The organism is Prochlorococcus marinus str. SB (genome assembly GCF_000760115.1).
Taxonomy (GTDB): Bacteria; Cyanobacteriota; Cyanobacteriia; order PCC-6307; family Cyanobiaceae; genus Prochlorococcus_A; species Prochlorococcus_A marinus_D.
Map to the genome: position 1 here is coordinate 26,121 of NZ_JNAS01000002.1, position 18,696 is coordinate 44,816.

Sequence of the window (18,696 nt, forward strand, 5' to 3'; positions counted from 1 at the left end):
AAAAATGAGAACCATACTAATAAGTGGAGCCAGTAGAGGTATTGGACTAAATATTGCGCATAAAGAATTAAAAGAAGGCAATAGAATTAGTGTTGGCATAAGAGATTTAGAATCATTAAAAGGAAGCGCTATTGATCCCAAAAAATGGCCAGAAGGGAAAATTATAATCAACCACTATGATGCATTAAAAAAAATTACAGCCGAAAATTGGATAAAGAATACCGAAGATGAATTTGGAGGATTTGATTCAGTAATAAATTGTTCTGGAGTATTATCGAGAGTTCCTTTCTTATTCAAGGATGGTGACGAAGAAGATATTTTAAATACAATAAATATCAATTTTTTGGCAATTTGGAATTTATGTAGGCTTTCTTGGGATAATTTATGCGCCTCAGGCAGAGGAAGAATTATCGTTTTAGTTTCAATGAGTGGGAAAAGATCTAAAGGTGATTTAGCCGCTTACTCTTCTTCAAAGTTTGCTTTGATGGGATTATGCCAAACGATGAAAAATAAAGGTTGGGATAAAAATATAAGGGTTTCAGCAATTTGCCCAAGTTGGGTTAATACAGAAATGGCTCAAAATATCTCTTCCCTGGACAAATCAAGCATGACACAACCTGAAGATATTGCTGAAATATGCTCAACGATTCTGAAGTTACCTAACCAATCAGTTCCATTTGAAATTGCCCTAAATTGTAATTATGAAATTTAACCTAAATTGAAAATTAAGTAAGCTATAGAGAGCATTGCAATTGCAATGAATAAACCTTTTATTCGATTAGTTAACAATGAAAAAAGAGATAAATCTTCAGAAAAGTATCCTCCAAAACTACCTGTAATGAATAATATAACCATTGGTAGCGAAGCCATTCCGAAAGAATAAGATATAGATTTTACAATTCCAAAATTTAAATAATTAAAAATAAAGGTACTTGATGAAAAAAATAAAAAAGATGCAAATAGAGTTATGGAAACTTCAGCTTCTAAAGTATGAGGTAAGCTACCCTTTAATTCAAATTGCTTTATACATTCTCTAATTTGTCTTTTAGAAAGCTTTAAATAACCAGTTTCAGGAATTCTTTGCGACTTATATTTTCTTAGTAATCTTGCTTCGAGAGTTTCTGGCTCTTTCGTCATAATTGATGTTAATAATTCATCTGGCTTTAATTTCTTAATTTTCTTTTCAAGATTATCTGCTTTCCCAATCCTATAAAGGTCTCCTACTCTAATGAGGTAAACATATCCCGACATTTGCGTTGTAAAATTAATTCTGTTACTTCTTAAATAATACTAAAAGAATCAAGGAAATTTAAAGTTTTTACAATATGAAAAACGATATTTTATATTCATTTCGAAGATGTCCATATGCAATTCGTGCAAGATGGGCCCTGTTAATTTGTGAAATAAAAGTAGAGATAAGAGAAATTGATTTAAAAAATAAACCTCTAGATTTTTTAAATAATTCAAAGACGAAAACGGTTCCAATACTTATAAAAAAAAATAGTGAAGTTATTGAAGAAAGTCTTGAAATCATCCTTTGGGCTCTCTCAGAATCAAAAAAGAAAAACATCAAATTAATTTATTTTCCTGAAAACAAAAAGGAAGCTATTTTTAAAATAATTAATGAAAATGATAACAAATTCAAATATCATTTAGATCGATTTAAATATGCCACAAGATATAACAATAGTGATGAAGAATTTCATTTCACAAATGCGATTAAATTTATAAAGAGATGGAACGAACTTCTTTCAGAAAACAAATACTTTTTTGGAGATAGCCCCACGATCGCTGATTGGTCTATTTGGCCTTTTGTTAGACAATTTAGAATCGCTTGTGAAAGTCAAAAAAGAACAAATTATTTTGAATCCTCAATAAAAAAATGGTTAGATTCATTTGAGAAAAATAGAGGATTTCAATCCTTAATGTATAAATACGAATTATGGGAACGATCTTCTAGAAAGAATTTTTTCCCATATAATTAACTTTCCAACAACTTCCTTTTCTCAATTATTCTTGCTAACTCCAAAAAATATCCTGCAGTCCTAAATTTGCCTATATTTTTTTCCTTAAAATCAAGATCGCTTCTAATTTCTGCAGTCTCCGCCATAAGCAAATCTAATTCATTTGATCCAAGACTATACAGTTCACCAAGTTCGATTTCCCTTCCGAGTAAATGACTCCTAAACCACTTCCCTTTATTTTCTTGAGGTGGAATATCGTAGGGAGTAAATGACATTAATATAAAATTTAATTTTTCACCATTCTAGTGTTATCTTTGAAACTTTTTCATCTCTACTTTATTAAAAATCAATGCAATAAAAAGAATTACGAATGTAATTAGGGCACAAATTTCTGTCCAATAATCTAACCCAATTTTAGAAATCATTAATGGTGCAAGAACTGTGAATAGTCCCCCAGAAAGAATTAACTGAGCGAATAGCTGTTTTGACGTAAAAATTGGTAAAGTCTTAGAAATATTTTTAGGATCTGCAAGCCTTAAAAGAAGTAACCCAGAAGCCACTACACCTGTAGAATTTCCAAACTCTATCAAACTTTTTTCAAACCAATAATCATCAAAAATAAAGAATGCGAAATAAGCAATGCAGATTAAATTCCAAAATAAACCGAAAATAGTAAACACTAAAATAAGTAGCCAATTATCAAAAACAACTGCAATATCTAAACTCGCCATAGCTGTAAAAATTAATAAGTCTGTGGATAAAATACCAATCTCCCTTTGCAGAATATTTGAAATGAATTCTGTATTTTTGGTTTTCTCCAAAATATATCTTATAAGGAGCGAACCTATAAGGATAAAAGGGAATACTGGAAGTGAAAAAATAATTTCCTTCGAAAAATCACCAAAAGAACTTGAAATATACCTTAGAAATTTAAGTAGCAAAACACCAAAAGAAATTGCCAAACCAGAGAATCCAAGATTTATTATAAAAATTCTTAAATCTGCAAAAATTCCTGTATTATTTTTTCCCTTTAGAGTATCTTTTTGTTCAAAAATTTCCTCAGTATCTGAAAGACCTAAAGTTCTACCAAGAAAGATAAATATGCTTCCCAATATTGAAGAGGATAAAAGACCCATTGTTGCCATAGCCAAACCAAGATCTAAACCATTTGGGAAACCTAGTTTATTAAAACTTTCACCGATTATTGATGCGGCTCCATGACCACCCTCAAAACCTACTTCAATTAAACAACCCATTAGAGGATTTGCATCCATAGATGGAGGCAGAAAATATTTAACAACAAGACCACCGACAAAAAATTGTCCGAAACCTAGTGAAAGAGCTAATAGAAATTGATTAAAAATTGGTTTAACTAAACCATTTATATTAGGGATAGGTCTTCCCATCATTAAAGTTGCGAAGACTAATGATAAAAGAGGAGTAGGAAAATTACTCCAAACATTGATTGTTTCTTTTGGTAAAAAGTGTATTGCTCCAAATGGGCCTATAGATATACCTAAAATTCCTGATATAACTGCAATCGGCAATCCAAATCTCTCAAGTTGAACAGCCAATTTAAATTTCCTCCCAAAAATCAAGAAAAAAAATATAATTAATAATCCCCAAAAACTTATCAAGAGAGAATTTGAAAAAATATCTTTATTCTGTAGAGACAAAATATTCAATGATTTCAAAAACATATAATTATCAATCTAGATTAATAAACAAAATTTTTCAAATAAAAAAGGCCCTGTAGAGGGCCTTTAATTAAAAGATTAAATTAAGAATTTAATCCTTTAGAGTAATTGTGGCACTATCAATATTACTAATAGCATTAGTAACTCTCTTGAAATCAAAGCCTAATGCTCTTAGAGCATGCCAAAGGTGACCTTGAATAAAGAAGAAACCAAAGTAGTAGTGAACATTTGCTAACCATGCCCTTGATGTAAACTCACCATCAGGAAGATCAACAGTATCAATCCAATATGGAGAAATACTAAACTTCAACTCTAGTGGTTCACCAAAATATTCAACAGGATATACAGTTGTATTTGCTGCACTCCAGAAAGCTGCAATAATAGCCATCCAGCCTATACCTGCTAAGGACCAAGAAAGAACAGCTTCAGCTGATAAAAGACCTTTACCTTTGAACTTGGTGAATTCTCCTACTTGTTTAGTAGCAATATGCCATGCACCGCCTGTTATCTCGACAAAAGCTAAGAATGCATGACCACCCATAACCTCTTCCAGACTATCGATAGTCAAAAAATCTGTTTGATGGTTCCAAATTTTTGCTAAGTTTAATTCGTATTCAACTTGTCTTACAGCACCAATAGCTGGATCATAAATCCCATGGACTCTGGCCCATTCAACGAAAGCAATAACCGCAAATCCTAAGAAGAGGAGATGATGTCCAAGAATAAATGTCAATTTGTCAGGATTATCCCATTCAATATTGAATTTTCTTGCTCTAGCAATATCTGAATCTTCTAAATTTCCAGGAAGAAGTAGAGAGTGTAAAAGTCCTCCAGCAGCTAAAACCATAGAAGAGACTAAGTGTACAATTGCTATCGCAAGTACAGGTTTAGTATCTCCCATTGCAACGCCATTGGCGTCAAACCCTATTCCTAGAGTTGCTAAGTGTGGAAGAACAATTAAAGGTTGATGACCCATAGGAACACTAGGATCAAATCGTGACAGTTCAAAAAGGGTGAAAGCACCAGCCCAGAAAACAATTAATCCTGCATGAGCTACATGAGCAGCGATAAATTTTCCTGAGCGATTAGCTACACCTGAATTTCCAGCCCACCACCCGTAAGTGGTATCTGGATTACCGTAGGTTTGCATTTAGGAAATGATTAGCTTAAACGTTTTGAGAATACTTTAATTTTCATCAAACAGTTGAATTCACAACAAAATTGTAAAAATTAGTAATCCTAAGAAAAAATAATCAATCAATTTACCAAAACGATTTAGTACAAAAGAAGTTAGATTTCATCAGTAAATTTATTGCTAGACAATAGATTTCATCTCAAAAAAAAGAGTTTTAAGTTTAATTTATTTTTATTAAATTTCTTTTTGCTGACATTAAACGATGTTTTGTTTCATTAAACCATCCTATTTATTGCCTCATTCTCAAACAATTATTAAATATGAAATAAGACATCTAATATTATGACTACTTCTCAAGAGTCTTCTAGAAAATTTTCACTAGAAATGAAATCTGAAGTTCATTACAAAAAGGCCGCAAAATCATATAGAAAATCAAAACAATATATAAATATGATTAACTTATATCCAACTTTGCAAAACACTCTAATTGAGTGTAAGGATGAGAATTTAATAGAATAGATAATTTATATATATTTCCAAATCAATGAAATATATACATTTGCTTTTATGCTGCAATATTATAGTTTTCTTCAGAATAAAATTTATTAATTATTTTTTTGCACATTTTTATATTGTAAAGCGCTTTGGGTTTCCAAGGCTTTTTCTGACCGAGTGGAGAGCTTTTCCAATGAATCCCAGGCTTGAGTATTCCATTTTCACGTAAAAAAGAAAGTTTAATTTCAGTTATTCCTAGTTTTTTCGCCGTCAACTCTGATGAGCTCCATATATCCCCTAACATTGGATTAAGTTAATATTATTAATCCTTGATAACGTTAATTTTATTTTTTTGAAAGGGGTAAAACTTTTAAATAATTATTAAGTAACAAAAAACTTAGTTTTGATAAAGAAAAGAGATTTGAATGATTTATGTAAAATTAAGAAATATTTAATAAAGAATCTTCATTTATAAATATCTCATCGCTACCTGCTCCTTTATTAATGGATTTATAAATAACGTATTCTTCTGTAATCGATTGAAGCTTTGGAAGATTGAGCCAACCCATGTACCAATTTCCACTATTAATTAATTCTTCGTAAGTAGTTTTTAAATTAATTTCAGAGTCAAGTACTGAAACCATTAAAAAAATAATATTTCCTTGTTCTCTAGTCTCATTTACTAAAACAAAATGTCTTAATCCTTTTATGGGTTTATTTGAAGTCCAGAAATTTTCCATAATTATTTTTTCTTGATGTTTTTCTTCGAATTTTCTCTAGATATTTCTTTATACTCTTTTCTAATTTCCTCTAATAGAAGTTTTCTTCTATCCATATAGTTAAATGAGTCTTTTTTTAATAAGTTATATCGTTCTTTTTTGGTTAAATTCATCCAATTATCAAGATTCTTCTTATTGAAAGTTGTTAAATTCTTAGCCTTCAAGCCTTTTTCTTTTTTATTTAATTTAAGAAAATTTCTTAAACTAAATAAAATGATTATCAAAAGAAAAATTATTACCAATATCAATAGCATTACTCGAGCAAGTTTTTATTAATCCAACTTTTTAATTTAATATCATTCTCAAAAGATATAAGCTCTTCTTTATTTTCATTACCTAATTGATCAAAGAGTCTTATTAAAAATTCTCTTTTAACTGCCTCATCATCCCCAATGACAATAATACTTTTAGATTTTAGTTTATTTGCCTTTTTAAATTGTTTAGAAAATGAGGCCCCACTTAAATCTAACTCAACTATCAAATCATAATTTCTTAATTTTCTAGATAATTCCATTGCTAATGATTCAGCAATTAAGCCTTGATTAACAATATAAATATCAGTATTTCTTGGAACATCAAGCTCTTTTCCTGCTAGTAAAATTAATCTTTCTAGACCAATAGCGAATCCAATTGCCGGGGTATTTGGACCTCCCATTTGTTTTATTAAATCGTCGTATCTTCCTCCTCCGCAAACTGTAGCTTGGGAACCTAAGTCCCCACTTGTGATTTCAAAGGCAGTATGAGTGTAATAATCTAAACCTCTTACTAAATTAAAATTTTCCACGTAAGGTATTTTTAAAGCCTCTAATTGTTTTTTTAAGTCTGAATATCTATTCTGACTTTTTTCAGATAAAAAATTAAATAATTTTGGTGCATTTTTAAGAGATTTTTTTGTTTGAATATTCTTTGAGTCCAAAATCCTCAAAGGGTTTTTAGTAATTCTATTCTGAGAATCTAAATCTAGAGAATCTTTATTTATTTCTAGCCATTTTAAAAAGGATTTTTGAAAATTTGATCTATCATTAGCATCACCTAAAGTATTTATTTCAAGATTTAGTTCTTTTATTCCTAATTTACTTAAGATATCCCAAGCTATGGCAATAATTTCAACATCACTTCTAACTGATTCATGCCCTATAAACTCAACACCTAACTGATGAAACTGTCTTTGCCTGCCAGCTTGAGGTCTTTCGTATCGAAACATAGGACCCATGTACCAAAGTTTTTGAAGAGGATTAGACGATATTCCATGTTGTATTAACGCTCGTGCGACTGAGGCTGTTCCTTCGGGTCTAAGAGTACAGGATCTCTCCCCCCTATCAAGAAATGTATACATTTCCTTACTAACAACATCTGTTCCTTCACCAATTCCTCTTATAAATAACTCGGTCATTTCCAGTATTGGTGTTCTTATTTCTTTGATGGATGCTCTTGAAAGCTGTTCCAATACAATTTTCTCAACGTTTTGCCACTTTATTAATTGATCAGGCAACAAGTCTACTGTTCCTCTTAGATTTTTTAAGTTATTCAAAGTTCTAAAAAATAATTCAAAATTTTTAATTCCTCTAGAAATTAATCATTGATTAGTTATTCTGTGAGACAATTTTAATTTAACATTTAGAAAAACTATTGGGAATTAATAAAGGTAAAGGAAATCAGCATTGCGGTACAAAGCCAAAAAAAATTGCTTTTGGAATAGCACCTCTTGGTATAGTTTCAATAGGAATAGTGCCAATGGGAGTAATAAGTATTGGGGTAGTACCAATGGGTGTATTTTCTTTTGGTGCAGTAGCAATGGGAATAGTCAATTTATCAGTAGTTGGAATGGGAATTATCTCTGCAGGTGTTACTACCATGGGAATATGGGAGTATTCACCTAGTTCACATAACAATCATCACAATCATTCCAAACAAATTTCAAATTCAAATAAGGAAAATATGATGTTAGATCTATTTAACACTAAAAAAGAGGCTGAAGAGGCTGCCTCAAAATACGGATGCTTTGGAGCACATAAAATGGGTAATAAATGGATGCCTTGTAAGATGCACTAAATATTTTCTTAGTCAAAAATTATTTAATATTAATTTAAAATCTCTACTCTAAAATCAAGATTTTTTGCCTCATCAGTAGTTAATTTTCTTGACCAAGCTCCTTGTACAGGACTATTCCATCTGAACCCAGCATTTTTAGCTAAAGACCTATCCTCGTAACTAATCAGTGCCTTGTATAAAAACCTTGGTTCAGTAGCTTTAAGTAAAAGTTCCTCTAAATTATCACATTTTTTGAAGACTTCAGATAGGTAAAAGCAATCAGATAAAGCTCTATGTAAATTCCAAACTGGTATTGAAAAAGATAAAGCTAAATCAGTTACTGAGGGTCTACTTTTTAGTGATTTTTGAAAAGACCAATTAATATCTTCTAAACTGCATATCCATTTTTTATTAAGTTTAGGTAATCTTCCTTTTCCAAACCATTTCTTATCAAACTCTACATTATGCGCGACAATAAAATCCGAACAATCAACAAGTTTTAAAAAGAAATTCAATCCATCTTCCCATGGTTGAGAGATATTAGTTACTTCTGCAGATATGCCATTAACATATTCTGCTTCATTATTATTAACAGGGAATAAAAATGAGACCTGTGAAAGTACACATTTAAAAGATACATCAAACAAAATACAACCTATCTCTATTACTTCATCTTTATTTTCATCTAAACCTGTTGTTTCAGTATCAAGAATTAAAATTTTTTCAATTCTTTTATTCTGATTTGCAACACTATCTTCAGATGGATAACTGATAAATTGATCCTGCAGAATATCCAATTGATTTAATTCTTTTTTGTTAGATAGTTCCAATTAGCTGAAAACACTTTCATTTATCTTGACGCATTTAATAAAAATTTCTCTTAAATTAATATAAATTAAGAAACATGATTAATAAATAATTTTTTAAAAAATTCTTAGTTTATGAAAGATGACTTTTACACAATATCAATTTAATAACTTTTGTTATTGGCCTTCAAATCCAAAAAAAATTGTGGAATTTATTGGTGGAAGTTATCTAGCTTCTAAACCAGATTTAACTTATAGAAGATTCATCGATAGTTTAATTAATAAAAACTATGCAGTACATGCTTATAAATACACTCCACAATTTGATCACCAACAACTTGCTATTAAAGCATGGAGGGATTTCAAGAATTGCCGAATATCTCTATCAAAGAGAATAGGAGCATCAATTCCATCCATAAGAGTTGGTCATAGTCTAGGCTGCAAACTTCATCTAATTTCCCCTGATGGTGGAAGAAATTGCGAAAAATTCATATCAATAAGTTTTAATAACTTCAGTGCTAACAAATCTATTCCATTTTTAAAACAAATTTCTCAAAAATTAGAATTCAACAGTGAATTCAGCCCAAGCCCTGAAAGAACTTTGCTATTAATTGAAAAAACATATAATCAAAAAAATAACTTCCTAATAAAATTCAACTCAGACGAATTAGATCAAACAGATAAATTATTTTCTTGTCTGAAAGCAAGAAAAGAAGATAATTCTAAGGGGATAATGTTAAAAGGGACACACACTATAATTGCAAGCGCAGGACTAAGAGAAAATTTTTTGGGAGACTGGGCCGATGATGAATTCAAAAGAGATACTATAAAAAAAATTTCCAATTATATTGATAAATCTGATTAGGATAATACTTTAAGCTTTTCCAAAACAGAACTATCTTCAAGAGTGCTTATATCACCGCTAATTTTTTCTCCTGCAGCCAAAGATCTTAAAATTCGCCTCATAATTTTTCCACTACGTGTTTTAGGAAGAGAGTCAGAAATTATAATCTTTTCAGGCTTTGCGATAATTCCAATTTCATTAACAACATGTTCTTTTAGATCCTCTACTAATTCTGAAGAACCGTTCACGTCTTTCTCTAGAGATACAAAAGCAACTATAACTTCACCTTTTAAATCATCTTTTTTGCCAACGACTGCAGACTCTGCGACTGATTTATGACTTACCAAAGCAGATTCTATTTCCATTGTTCCTAACCGATGTCCTGAAACACTTATGACATCATCAACCCTTCCCATAATCCATATATATCCATCTTCATCAATGCGTGCTCCATCTCCAGCGAAATAAACATTTTTTTCTCCTTTAAAGGAAATATATTCCCAATAACTCTCCAAGTATCTTTCTGAGTTTCCGTGGATTGTTCTCATCATTCCTGGCCAAGGTTTCTTAATAATTAAATATCCACCCTCGTTCTCCTTAACCGTATCTCCATTCTTATCGACAATTTCAACTTCGATTCCTGGCAGAGGGAAAGTAGCTGAACCTGGCTTTGTGGCAACTACTCCAGGCAAGGGACTTATCATCACACCACCAGTCTCAGTTTGCCACCAAGTATCAACAATAGGGCATTTATCTTTACCAATAACATCCTTGTACCACATCCATGCTTCAGGATTAATTGGTTCACCAACTGTGCCCAAAAGTCTAAGACTCTCCAAATTATACTTATCAGGTATTTCACGCCCAGACTTCATAAATGCTCTTATTGCAGTCGGTGCAGTATAAAAAATAGAAACCTTATATTTTTCAACAATTTCCCAAAAAGCCCCTAAATTTGAGGGTCTTGGCACTCCCTCATACATTAAGGTTGTAGCACCATTAGATAAAGGCCCATAAACTATGTAACTATGACCTGTAATCCACCCAACATCAGCAGTACACCAGTAAATATCCTCATCTTTTAAGTCAAAAATCCATTTAAATGTCAAATGAGACCAAAGATTGTAACCCCCTGTCGTATGAACTACACCTTTGGGCTTTCCAGTAGACCCTGAAGTATAAAGAATAAAAAGTCTATCTTCGCTATTCATTATTTCTGGTTCACAATGATCTTTTTGATCTATTAATAATTCGTGCCACCAAAAATCTCTATTATCAACCATCGAAATATTTTTTTGGGATCGTTGAACAACAATTACTTTTTCAACAACTTTATCTGCCCCACTTTCAATGGCCGCATCAACTGCTTTCTTAAGTTCAATAACCTTATCTTTTCTAAAGCCACCATCAGCAGTAACAACAAATCTTGCGTTTCCATCAATTAACCTATCCTTTAAAGCTTCAGAAGAAAATCCTCCAAAGACAACTGAATGAGGCGCGCCAATTCTTGCACAAGCTAACATCGCAAACATCGCTTCAGGAATCATCGGCATATAAATGCATACCAGATCTCCTTTTTTTACACCAATTGCTTTTAATGCATTAGCTGCTTTACATACCTCTTTTAGAAGTTCTTCGTAAGTATATTTTTTGCTATCTCCGGGTTCGCCTTCCCATATAAGTGCCGTCTTCCCTCCAAGCCCTCTCTTAATATGTCTATCTAAGCAGTTATATGTAATATTGAGTTTTCCTTCTTTAAACCATTTAAAAAAGGGCGCATTTTCGTTATCTAATACAGTTTGAAATGGCTCAAACCAATCTAATTCAGATTTTGCATAAGATTTCCAAAATTGAATAGGATTATCTGATGCTTGTTTTTTTAAACTTATTAATTCCTCTTGAGTACTAATATTTGAGTTTTCTGCAAATTTTTTTGATGGAGAGAAAATTCTCTTTTCTTCAAGTATGTTATTGATTGAATTTTTTTTATCTAATGACATTAAATAAATCTATGCTTAATAAATTTAGTCGAAAAAATTAGGGTTTTCAAAAATTTTAATATTAATTAAGCTCAAAGATTTATTTCTAACAAATCTAATAAATACGGCTTAAAACAAATTCTGGAAGAGCCATTAAAGCTCTTTTATATTCTGAATCAGGAAGCCAGACTATAGCTTCTTTAGAGAGCATCGCAAAATCCTCAGCTAGTTTTCTGGAACTTTCAATAGCTTTAGAGTTCATGATGATATTAAGAGCATCATCTAAATCATCTTTTTCAGCAAGTTCTCTATTAATGAGAACTGACAAATGTTTATTTTCTTCTAAGGCATATAAAACTGGGGCGGTAAGATAACCACTAGCAAGATCACTTACAGCAGGTTTTCCAAGTTGTTTATCATTTCCAGTAAAGTCAAGAATGTCATCTACAACTTGGAATGCCAAACCAATATTTTTGCCAAAATCGTACAACGAGGTTAAGTTTTCATCTTCAATTTTACTTAAAACCCCAGCTGCTTTGCAACTATTGGCTATTAATGAGGCTGTTTTACAATAACTTTTATTGATGTATTTAGAAAAAGATTGAGCCGAATCAAATCTATTTAAATTTTGTTTAATTTCACCCTCTGCTAAATCCATTATTACTCTACTAAGTAATTTAACTACATTTACATTGTCAAGATTAGCCAAATGCCAACTTGCTTGAGCGAATAAAAAGTCACCCGCCAAAACAGCTACTCTGGTATTAAATCTACTATGAACAGTGTCTACTCCTCTTCTTGTAGAAGCTTCATCAACAACATCATCATGGACTAACGAGGCTGTATGAATCATCTCAGTTATTTCAGCAAGTCTTTTATGTTTGGTTGTCAAGCAAAATTTAGGAGATATAGCTTTTGAAATCAATAAAACTATTCCTGGTCTCAATCTTTTACCCCCAGCACTAAAAAGGTGTTCTGCTGCTGCTTGAAGAATTGGGTGACCCGCTCCTATTAGATTTTTCAGTTCTAGAATAAGATCATCAAGATCATTTTCAACTGGTTGTAGTAGCTCTGTTACTGTATTCATGATTGACCTCTTCTATATCTTAGGGAATCAAACATTACTTCGGAGGTTAACCAACCTAATTTCTTTATTAATTCCAAGCCAAAATTTTACTTTATTTGAAAATTCATCTTTTTCTGAAGTAACAAAAAATTTTACATTTTCGAGAGAATTACTCTCACAGCGGTCAGTTTCTGGAATAGCAAAAGATTCATTAAATTTTTTGATTAATGCTACCGATGGATCAATGATTTTTATATTTGAATCTAATTTTTTTCTTAAAAAGTCATAAATTAAAGGATAGTGACTACATCCAAGTAGTAATTCTTCAATATTTTTGTTTATTAGTGGTCTTAAGTATAATTCTGAAAGACTATTTAACTTGTCAAGATTTAATTTTTCTTTTTCAATTTCTGATACAAATGCTGGACATTCTTGCTGAAATATTATCGTATTCTCTTTTTTAGCATTTATAGCTTTCTTGTAATACGATGATCGAACAGTTGTTTGTGTTGCTAGGACACCAATTATTTTTTTATCAACTATTTCCGATACTGAGTTTATAAGGTCAAAACAAGGTACCTTTAGATTATCTTCTAGAATATCAAGCGCACACGCATTTGTAGTGTTACAAGCAACTAAAAGTGCATCCAAATTCTTATCAACAAAAAAAGCACAAATCTCCTTTGCAATTAATCTTATCTCTTTAGAATTTTTGTTCCCAAAAGGTATTCTTTTTGTATCCGCCAAATAAAAAACTTCTACATCTTTACGAGTTTTTAGTAAAGAATTAAGGATAGTAAAACCACCTATTCCGCTATCAAATATACCTATTTTAAGTTTCATCCTACTTTATCTAGATATTCGAGGATGCCTTTTGCAATTGCATAGGCTAATCTTTTTCTATGGGTTATTTTTTCTAATCTTCTTGCATCTAATCTTCCCGTTAAAAATCCAATTTCTACAAGGACTGCAGGCATGCTCGTATTTTTAATTACATAAAATCGACCTTGTTTAACTCCTCTATCAGGACTCCCAGGGGAAACTCTTAAAATTTGCTTTTGAATTCTTTTCGCGAGTAATCTTCCTTTCCACCCCCTGTAATAAAAGGTTTCCAATCCATTTATGTCTCTTCTTTTACCTCTTGAGGCATTTGCATGAATACTTACAAAGATATCTGCATCCGTATTATTAGCAATGGAAACTCTTGGAGGTAAATCTAAATCAACGTCATTTGCTCTGGTCAACCTTACTTTGACCCCTTTGTCAGAAAGTAATTTTTTAACTATTTTTGAAATCTCTAGAACAACATCTGTTTCTCTAATACCACCAATACCTATTGCTCCTGGGTCAGGTCCTCCATGCCCTGGATCGATTACAACTTCAAACTTATTTCGTTTTACTTCTGGTAATTTCAAGTAACCATAATAGTTTTTCTTCTTATGAATTAAATTTTGGTTGGCTTTGATATTTCCTCTTTTCTTTTCAACTAAACCTTCACCAATCTTTTTAAATGAATATTTTGGGTTAAATAGTTTAATTCTCCATCTATTTTGATCTAAGCCAACCATTTGCCAAGTCAAAGGTTTCAAATAAGTCTCTTCCTTAAATTCAATTACTAGTCTTGTTATACCCTTATCTGGTTTACCTAATCTAATTTCTTTTATTGGGCCATTACCTTTTATTGTTCTGGGATTTTTTAATTCTCCTGGGAAATCTACCCAGAATCTATCTCCCGATATTTGGTTAGCCTTCTGAAAGTATGCTCTTAAATTTGTATTTGATTTAGTTCTTAATTCTAAAACCCCATTAGTATTTATAGCCCATGCCGCAAGAGCACTTGAAGATTTAACTGGAAAGATTGAAGAATTTAAAAATAAAAAAACGGATAAATAACGAAAAAGTTTATAGTTTAAAAACTTTATCATTAGTTTGAAAACAATTTGCTTTTTCTATGTTTAAGGCTTGGCATCTGCTCCCTAATTTTCTTTACTCTTTCTTTATCAGCAGGTGCAATTGCAGCTCCCTGAGTTTTTCCTGCATCAGATAAAACTGTTCCCCAAGGGTCAATTACCATTGCATGGCCATGACTTTGCCTTCTTCCATAATGAATCCCAGTTTGAGCTGGAGCAACTACATATGCTGTATTCTCAATTGCTCTTGCTTGTAGTAGAATTTGCCAATGATCTTTTCCAGTAAATGCTGTAAAAGCTGCGGGAATCATAATTAGCTCTGCACCATTTGAAGACAAATATCTATAGAGTTCAGGAAATCTAACGTCGTAACAAATCGATAACCCTATTTTGCATAATCCCGGGACATCTACAACGGGGGGATACTCTGACCCAGATAAAATAGTGGATGATTCCTTGTATAAATTTCCATCTGGCAAATCAACATCAAACAAATGAATCTTGTCATATTTTGCCAAAATCTGTCCATCTTTCCCAAATAAGGCTGACCTATTAAAAGTATGATTGTCATCACCAGCAGGAACAGGATACCCTCCTCCCAAAAGAAAAACCTGATATCTTTGTGACATAGTTTTTAGAAAATTTGCGCACTTCACTGACAATTCAGAAGCTAATTTAAGTTTTTCATCATCTCCTCCTAAAAAAGCAAAATTCTCAGGCAATCCTATTAACTCTGCACCTCTTCTTGCAGCTAATTCAATCTGTTCTTCTGCTTCAATAAAATTCGCTTCAACATTTGAAGTACTAGTAATTTGCAATGCAGCTACCAAAAAATCAGTCAAGACTTTACTCCTTGTGAACCAATTCGTAGATCATGAGGCACGAATCACACCTCTTTCAACTTGAGCTGGAACAATATCTAAGCAATCAAGTTTAGAACAACATTTAAAATCATCCTCATAATCTCCAAGACTTGTCAATCTTTTGCCATGGGTTGCTGTTTTTAAACATTTCAAAATATCATTTTTCCACAAATCCCAAAGTGCTAAAGCAGCTTGTAATTCGTCATTCAGAATATTAATTTCGAAATCACAGTTCTGTTCTAGGTATGAGGCCAAAGCACCAGCAGCTAAAGAATCCTCAAGTGAATAAGAGCCTTCCCAACCACTACCAAGTATTAAAACATTTTTATTTTTTAATGAAATGATTTTTTCGGCAACTGCTTTTCTATTTGGGAGACACATAGCAAATAAATGCTTAGCATTTTGAACTTTTTGCAATGATTTAGTCCCATTCGTCGTACTCATAAATAGTCTTTTGCCATTAACAACTTTTTTTGTAACTGATAAAGGAGAATTTCCTAAATCAAACCCCTCAATCTTCTTTCCTCCTCTCTCTCCAAGCATTAGTCTCTTTTCAGCTTGCCACTTAGTTGCAGATTCTTTTAATAAATCTAAATCTGCAAAAACTTGTATTGAATCTGCACCATTTTTTAAAGCCCAAGAAATTGTGGTAGTAGCTCTTAAAACATCAATGACCACCGCTATATCTGGACTTATTTCTGGAACATCCTTTGCAACGTGATAATAAGTAAGATTAATAATTGAATCCTTTTTTTCTGATTTTATTATAAGAAACAGTTACTTAATTTGATTATTTTTTTTTTAAAACAAACTTATTGATAATATATTAATAATTTGTTTCTACAGAAATCTTATCAAGTATTTAATTTGAAAATGAATAATATCCGCACAATAAATAGTGGAGTTAAATTAAAAGGAAAAGTAAAAGTACCTGGAGATAAATCTATTTCTCATAGAGCTTTAATAATAGGAAGTATTGCTAAGGGTGAGACGACTATTGAGGGATTTTTGCATTCTGAAGATCCACTTTCAACTGCTGATTGTCTTAGAAAATTAGGTGTAAATATACCAGAAATAAAAAAAAATGAGCCTTTTACGATTTCAGGATTGGGTCTTGATGGATTTAAAGAGCCCAAAGAAATTCTAAATTGTGGGAATTCGGGAACCACCATGAGATTATTAATGGGGTTACTTGCCGGTCAAGAAGGAAAGAATTTTATCCTAACAGGTGACATTTCTCTTAATGAAAGGCCAATGTGGAGAGTGGGCAAACCATTATCGTTAATGGGCGGCAAAATTTTTGGTAGAGAAAAAGGAAACAAAGCTCCAATCTCAATTGATGGGAATAAACTAAAAGGATGTGTTATTGGTACCCCTGTAGCGAGTGCTCAAGTTAAATCTGCAATCTTATTGGCAGGTCTCAAAGCTTCTGGAACCACTTCTGTTATTGAACCAGCATCTTCAAGAGATCATACTGAAAGAATGTTAAAAGCATTTGGAGCAGACGTCAGTATCAGAGGAGAATTAGGAAGGAATGTAGTTATCAAGTCTGGGAGCAACTTAAGTGGCCAGAGAATATTGATTCCTGGAGACATAAGCTCTGCTTCTTTTTGGATGATTGCTGCATCTATTGTTCCTAATTCAGAGGTTTTAATTCAGAATGTAGGATTAAATCCCACTAGAACAGGGATTTTAAATGTAATGGATTCAATGGGGTGCAATTACGAGATTTTAGATAAATCGACTATTGCAGGTGAACCTATTGGATCTATTAAAGTAAAGACTTCAAATAATTTAAGATCATTCACCATTGAAGGTGATATTCTCCCAAAACTTATTGATGAAATTCCTATCCTTACTGTGGCTGCTTGTTTTTGTAATGGAGTTTCTGAAATTAAGGATGCACAGGAATTAAGAGTTAAGGAGACAGATCGATTAAAAGTCATGGCACGACAGTTACAAAAATTTGGTGCTGAAATAACAGAAAAGGAGGATGGGTTAATCATTAATGGACAATCAAAATTTCATTCTGCGGAGGTAGACAGTGAGACAGATCATCGAGTGGCAATGAGTCTTGCTATTGCTTCACTTCTTGCCAAAGGCACCTCAAAAATCAAGAGGGCAAATGCAGCTAGCGTCTCTTATCCCACTTTTTGGGAAGACCTTGCCAAACTAACTAACTAGCCAAAAAGGTTTTTGTCTGAATTAACAGAAATTTTAACTAAAGACGGTAGTTACTCTTTAAGAAGTGCACTTTTTCAAGAGAACTTCCATAGTTTATTGGGCGCATTGGAGGAAACAAAGTTAAAGTTTACATCTACTTCTAATTTGCAAAGATTTAAGGATAAATCTCTCAATGTTTTGGATATATGTTTTGGTTTAGGATACAATTCCGCTTCTTTATTAGATGAATTAATTAAACAAAAATCGTATTTAAATTTGTATGCGTTGGAAATTGATAAAAAGCCTCTTGAATATTCGCTTAGTAATGAATCTTTCCTTAAATTATGGGCTCCAAAAGTCAAAACAATATTTGAATCACTTTATCGAAAAGATTACTTTGAGGATCAATTTTTTAAATGCAGTGTTTTGTGGGGTGATGCTAGAGAAAGAATCAACATTATTCCTTCATCTATTAAATTCGATCTGATTTATTTAGATGGTTTTTCTCCTCAAAAATGCCCACAATTATGGACAATTGAATTTTTATCTAAAGTGTCAGAGAGTCTCAATTCTCAGGGTTATTTAATAACTTATTCTTCTTCAGCGGCGGTAAGAAAAACTTTAAGAAATCTTGGATTAGAAATTTTTAATATTAAGCCAATTTTTAAAAACAGAACTTTTTGGAGTCAGGGAACCGTCGCAATATCAAATTTTGATAAGAATAAATTGAAACCAAATTTCAATTTTGAAAAGTTATCTTTAATGGAAGAGGAACATCTCAAAACTAAAGCTAGCATTCCATATAGAGATCAAGATTTAAACTCAAGTAAAGACGATATAATTAGGAGAAGATCAGATGAGCAATTATTCTCAAATCTATTATCTACAAAAAAATGGAGAGAGAAGTGGGGAATGACGAAGTTATCCTTTAAGAGTTAGATTTAAGTTAGGATTTCAAATAAAC

General features: G+C 31.9%; 22 protein-coding genes. 7 read left to right on the forward strand and 15 right to left on the reverse strand.

What is annotated here, in order from left to right; genetic code table 11:
* The first annotated feature begins 4 nt into the window (after window positions 1-4).
* Window positions 5-712 carry an SDR family NAD(P)-dependent oxidoreductase gene (locus EV02_RS06065; protein WP_032519244.1) on the forward strand — a complete coding sequence of 236 codons (708 nt, stop codon included), beginning with the start codon at window positions 5-7 and terminating at the stop codon, window positions 710-712.
* Here EV02_RS06065 and EV02_RS06060 read toward each other — a convergent pair.
* Window positions 709-1,251 carry a GIY-YIG nuclease family protein gene (locus tag EV02_RS06060; protein WP_032519246.1) on the reverse strand — a complete coding sequence of 181 codons (543 nt, stop codon included), beginning with the start codon at window positions 1,249-1,251 and terminating at the stop codon, window positions 709-711. The two genes, EV02_RS06065 and EV02_RS06060, sit on opposite strands and share 4 nt — an antisense overlap.
* Window positions 1,252-1,325: 74 nt before the next feature.
* Between EV02_RS06060 and EV02_RS06055 the strand changes: the two genes are divergently transcribed.
* Window positions 1,326-1,985 carry a glutathione S-transferase gene (locus EV02_RS06055; protein ID WP_032519249.1) on the forward strand — a complete coding sequence of 220 codons (660 nt, stop codon included), beginning with the start codon at window positions 1,326-1,328 and terminating at the stop codon, window positions 1,983-1,985.
* Here the strand turns inward: EV02_RS06055 and EV02_RS06050 are convergent.
* The 3 genes from EV02_RS06050 to EV02_RS06040 form a co-directional block, all read right to left on the reverse strand.
* The gene (locus EV02_RS06050; RefSeq protein WP_032519253.1) at window positions 1,982-2,239 is read right to left on the reverse strand and encodes a hypothetical protein; all 258 of its coding nucleotides are present in this window, start codon (window positions 2,237-2,239) and stop codon (window positions 1,982-1,984) included. The genes EV02_RS06055 and EV02_RS06050 overlap by 4 nt on opposite strands.
* A 33-nt stretch (window positions 2,240-2,272) precedes the next feature.
* Window positions 2,273-3,664 carry a sodium:solute symporter gene (locus EV02_RS06045; protein ID WP_032519254.1) on the reverse strand — a complete coding sequence of 464 codons (1,392 nt, stop codon included), beginning with the start codon at window positions 3,662-3,664 and terminating at the stop codon, window positions 2,273-2,275.
* An 88-nt stretch (window positions 3,665-3,752) separates the two neighbouring features.
* The gene (locus tag EV02_RS06040) at window positions 3,753-4,811 is read right to left on the reverse strand and encodes a chlorophyll a/b binding light-harvesting protein (RefSeq protein WP_025924339.1); all 1,059 of its coding nucleotides are present in this window, start codon (window positions 4,809-4,811) and stop codon (window positions 3,753-3,755) included.
* Between the two features lie 327 nt (window positions 4,812-5,138).
* On the opposite strand from EV02_RS06040, the gene EV02_RS09480 reads away from it, so the two are divergent.
* On the forward strand, window positions 5,139-5,315 hold the full coding sequence (locus EV02_RS09480; protein ID WP_167315821.1) for a hypothetical protein: 177 nt from the start codon (window positions 5,139-5,141) through the stop codon (window positions 5,313-5,315).
* 46 nt (window positions 5,316-5,361) lie between these two features.
* Here EV02_RS09480 and EV02_RS06035 read toward each other — a convergent pair whose 3' ends face one another.
* From EV02_RS06035 to hisS, 4 genes are all read right to left on the reverse strand, one after another.
* Window positions 5,362-5,595, reverse strand: coding sequence for a hypothetical protein (locus EV02_RS06035; RefSeq protein ID WP_032519255.1), 234 nt, complete (start codon window positions 5,593-5,595; stop codon window positions 5,362-5,364).
* 136 nt (window positions 5,596-5,731) lie between these two features.
* A complete protein-coding gene (locus EV02_RS06030; RefSeq protein ID WP_032519256.1) occupies window positions 5,732-6,031 on the reverse strand; it encodes a TIGR02450 family Trp-rich protein in 300 nt (99 codons plus the stop codon).
* Window positions 6,032-6,033: 2 nt separating this feature from the next.
* Window positions 6,034-6,234, reverse strand: a complete 201-nt coding sequence (locus EV02_RS06025) for a glycoprotein (protein WP_241433703.1) — start codon at window positions 6,232-6,234, stop codon at window positions 6,034-6,036.
* Window positions 6,235-6,323: 89 nt separating this feature from the next.
* Complete coding sequence (hisS, locus tag EV02_RS06020; RefSeq protein ID WP_032519258.1) at window positions 6,324-7,601, reverse strand: histidine--tRNA ligase; 1,278 nt, start codon at window positions 7,599-7,601, stop codon at window positions 6,324-6,326.
* Window positions 7,602-7,699: 98 nt separating this feature from the next.
* Between hisS and EV02_RS06015 the strand changes: the two genes are divergently transcribed.
* A complete protein-coding gene (locus EV02_RS06015; protein WP_032519260.1) occupies window positions 7,700-8,122 on the forward strand; it encodes a GLTT repeat protein in 423 nt (140 codons plus the stop codon).
* 29 nt (window positions 8,123-8,151) lie between these two features.
* On the opposite strand, the gene EV02_RS06010 is transcribed toward EV02_RS06015, so the two are convergent.
* Window positions 8,152-8,931 (reverse strand): 3'-5' exonuclease, encoded by a 780-nt coding sequence (locus tag EV02_RS06010; RefSeq protein WP_032519262.1) that lies wholly within the window; start codon window positions 8,929-8,931, stop codon window positions 8,152-8,154.
* A 118-nt stretch (window positions 8,932-9,049) separates the two neighbouring features.
* Between EV02_RS06010 and EV02_RS06005 the strand changes: the two genes are divergently transcribed.
* Window positions 9,050-9,772: a DUF1350 family protein gene (locus tag EV02_RS06005; protein WP_032519263.1), complete on the forward strand. Its 723-nt coding sequence runs from the start codon at window positions 9,050-9,052 to the stop codon at window positions 9,770-9,772.
* Here the strand turns inward: EV02_RS06005 and acs are convergent.
* The 6 genes from acs to EV02_RS05975 all read right to left on the reverse strand — a co-directional run bounded on the left by acs (window position 9,769) and on the right by EV02_RS05975 (window position 16,307).
* Window positions 9,769-11,751: an acetate--CoA ligase gene (gene acs / locus EV02_RS06000; protein ID WP_032519265.1), complete on the reverse strand. Its 1,983-nt coding sequence runs from the start codon at window positions 11,749-11,751 to the stop codon at window positions 9,769-9,771. The genes EV02_RS06005 and acs overlap by 4 nt on opposite strands.
* Before the next feature lie 94 nt (window positions 11,752-11,845).
* Window positions 11,846-12,817: a solanesyl diphosphate synthase gene (gene sds, locus EV02_RS05995; protein WP_032519268.1), complete on the reverse strand. Its 972-nt coding sequence runs from the start codon at window positions 12,815-12,817 to the stop codon at window positions 11,846-11,848.
* 27 nt (window positions 12,818-12,844) lie between these two features.
* Window positions 12,845-13,639 (reverse strand): glutamate racemase, encoded by a 795-nt coding sequence (gene murI, locus EV02_RS05990; RefSeq protein WP_032519269.1) that lies wholly within the window; start codon window positions 13,637-13,639, stop codon window positions 12,845-12,847.
* Complete coding sequence (locus tag EV02_RS05985; protein ID WP_032519270.1) at window positions 13,636-14,721, reverse strand: N-acetylmuramoyl-L-alanine amidase; 1,086 nt, start codon at window positions 14,719-14,721, stop codon at window positions 13,636-13,638. Before EV02_RS05985 ends, murI begins: the two co-directional genes overlap by 4 nt.
* Window positions 14,721-15,548 carry a carbon-nitrogen hydrolase family protein gene (locus EV02_RS05980; RefSeq protein ID WP_032519273.1) on the reverse strand — a complete coding sequence of 276 codons (828 nt, stop codon included), beginning with the start codon at window positions 15,546-15,548 and terminating at the stop codon, window positions 14,721-14,723. The genes EV02_RS05985 and EV02_RS05980 overlap by 1 nt, the downstream gene beginning before the upstream one ends.
* Window positions 15,549-15,578: 30 nt before the next feature.
* On the reverse strand, window positions 15,579-16,307 hold the full coding sequence (locus tag EV02_RS05975; protein ID WP_032519276.1) for a 2-phosphosulfolactate phosphatase family protein: 729 nt from the start codon (window positions 16,305-16,307) through the stop codon (window positions 15,579-15,581).
* Between the two features lie 129 nt (window positions 16,308-16,436).
* Between EV02_RS05975 and aroA the strand changes: the two genes are divergently transcribed.
* Entirely contained in the window at window positions 16,437-17,753 is a 1,317-nt protein-coding gene (gene aroA, locus EV02_RS05970; RefSeq protein WP_193742616.1) for a 3-phosphoshikimate 1-carboxyvinyltransferase, read from the forward strand.
* A gap of 12 nt (window positions 17,754-17,765) precedes the next feature.
* Window positions 17,766-18,671, forward strand: coding sequence for a tRNA (5-methylaminomethyl-2-thiouridine)(34)-methyltransferase MnmD (locus tag EV02_RS05965; protein ID WP_032519283.1), 906 nt, complete (start codon window positions 17,766-17,768; stop codon window positions 18,669-18,671).
* Window positions 18,672-18,696: the final 25 nt, after the last annotated feature.

Excerpts from the sequence above, each read along its gene's own strand:
- murI (WP_032519269.1), bottom strand. The coding sequence starts at position 13,639 with ATGAAACTTAAAATAGGTATATTTGATAGCGGAATAGGTGGTTTTACT.
- EV02_RS06040 (WP_025924339.1), bottom strand. The coding sequence starts at position 4,811 with ATGCAAACCTACGGTAATCCAGATACCACTTACGGGTGGTGGGCTGGA.
- acs (WP_032519265.1), bottom strand. The coding sequence starts at position 11,751 with ATGTCATTAGATAAAAAAAATTCAATCAATAACATACTTGAAGAAAAG.
- EV02_RS06005 (WP_032519263.1), top strand. The coding sequence starts at position 9,050 with ATGACTTTTACACAATATCAATTTAATAACTTTTGTTATTGGCCTTCA.
- sds (WP_032519268.1), bottom strand. The coding sequence starts at position 12,817 with ATGAATACAGTAACAGAGCTACTACAACCAGTTGAAAATGATCTTGAT.
- EV02_RS09480 (WP_167315821.1), top strand. The coding sequence starts at position 5,139 with ATGACTACTTCTCAAGAGTCTTCTAGAAAATTTTCACTAGAAATGAAA.
- EV02_RS06050 (WP_032519253.1), bottom strand. The coding sequence starts at position 2,239 with ATGTCATTTACTCCCTACGATATTCCACCTCAAGAAAATAAAGGGAAG.
- EV02_RS06030 (WP_032519256.1), bottom strand. The coding sequence starts at position 6,031 with ATGGAAAATTTCTGGACTTCAAATAAACCCATAAAAGGATTAAGACAT.
- EV02_RS06060 (WP_032519246.1), bottom strand. The coding sequence starts at position 1,251 with ATGTCGGGATATGTTTACCTCATTAGAGTAGGAGACCTTTATAGGATT.
- EV02_RS06055 (WP_032519249.1), top strand. The coding sequence starts at position 1,326 with ATGAAAAACGATATTTTATATTCATTTCGAAGATGTCCATATGCAATT.
- EV02_RS05985 (WP_032519270.1), bottom strand. The coding sequence starts at position 14,721 with ATGATAAAGTTTTTAAACTATAAACTTTTTCGTTATTTATCCGTTTTT.
- EV02_RS06045 (WP_032519254.1), bottom strand. The coding sequence starts at position 3,664 with ATGTTTTTGAAATCATTGAATATTTTGTCTCTACAGAATAAAGATATT.
- EV02_RS06035 (WP_032519255.1), bottom strand. The coding sequence starts at position 5,595 with ATGTTAGGGGATATATGGAGCTCATCAGAGTTGACGGCGAAAAAACTA.
- EV02_RS06065 (WP_032519244.1), top strand. The coding sequence starts at position 5 with ATGAGAACCATACTAATAAGTGGAGCCAGTAGAGGTATTGGACTAAAT.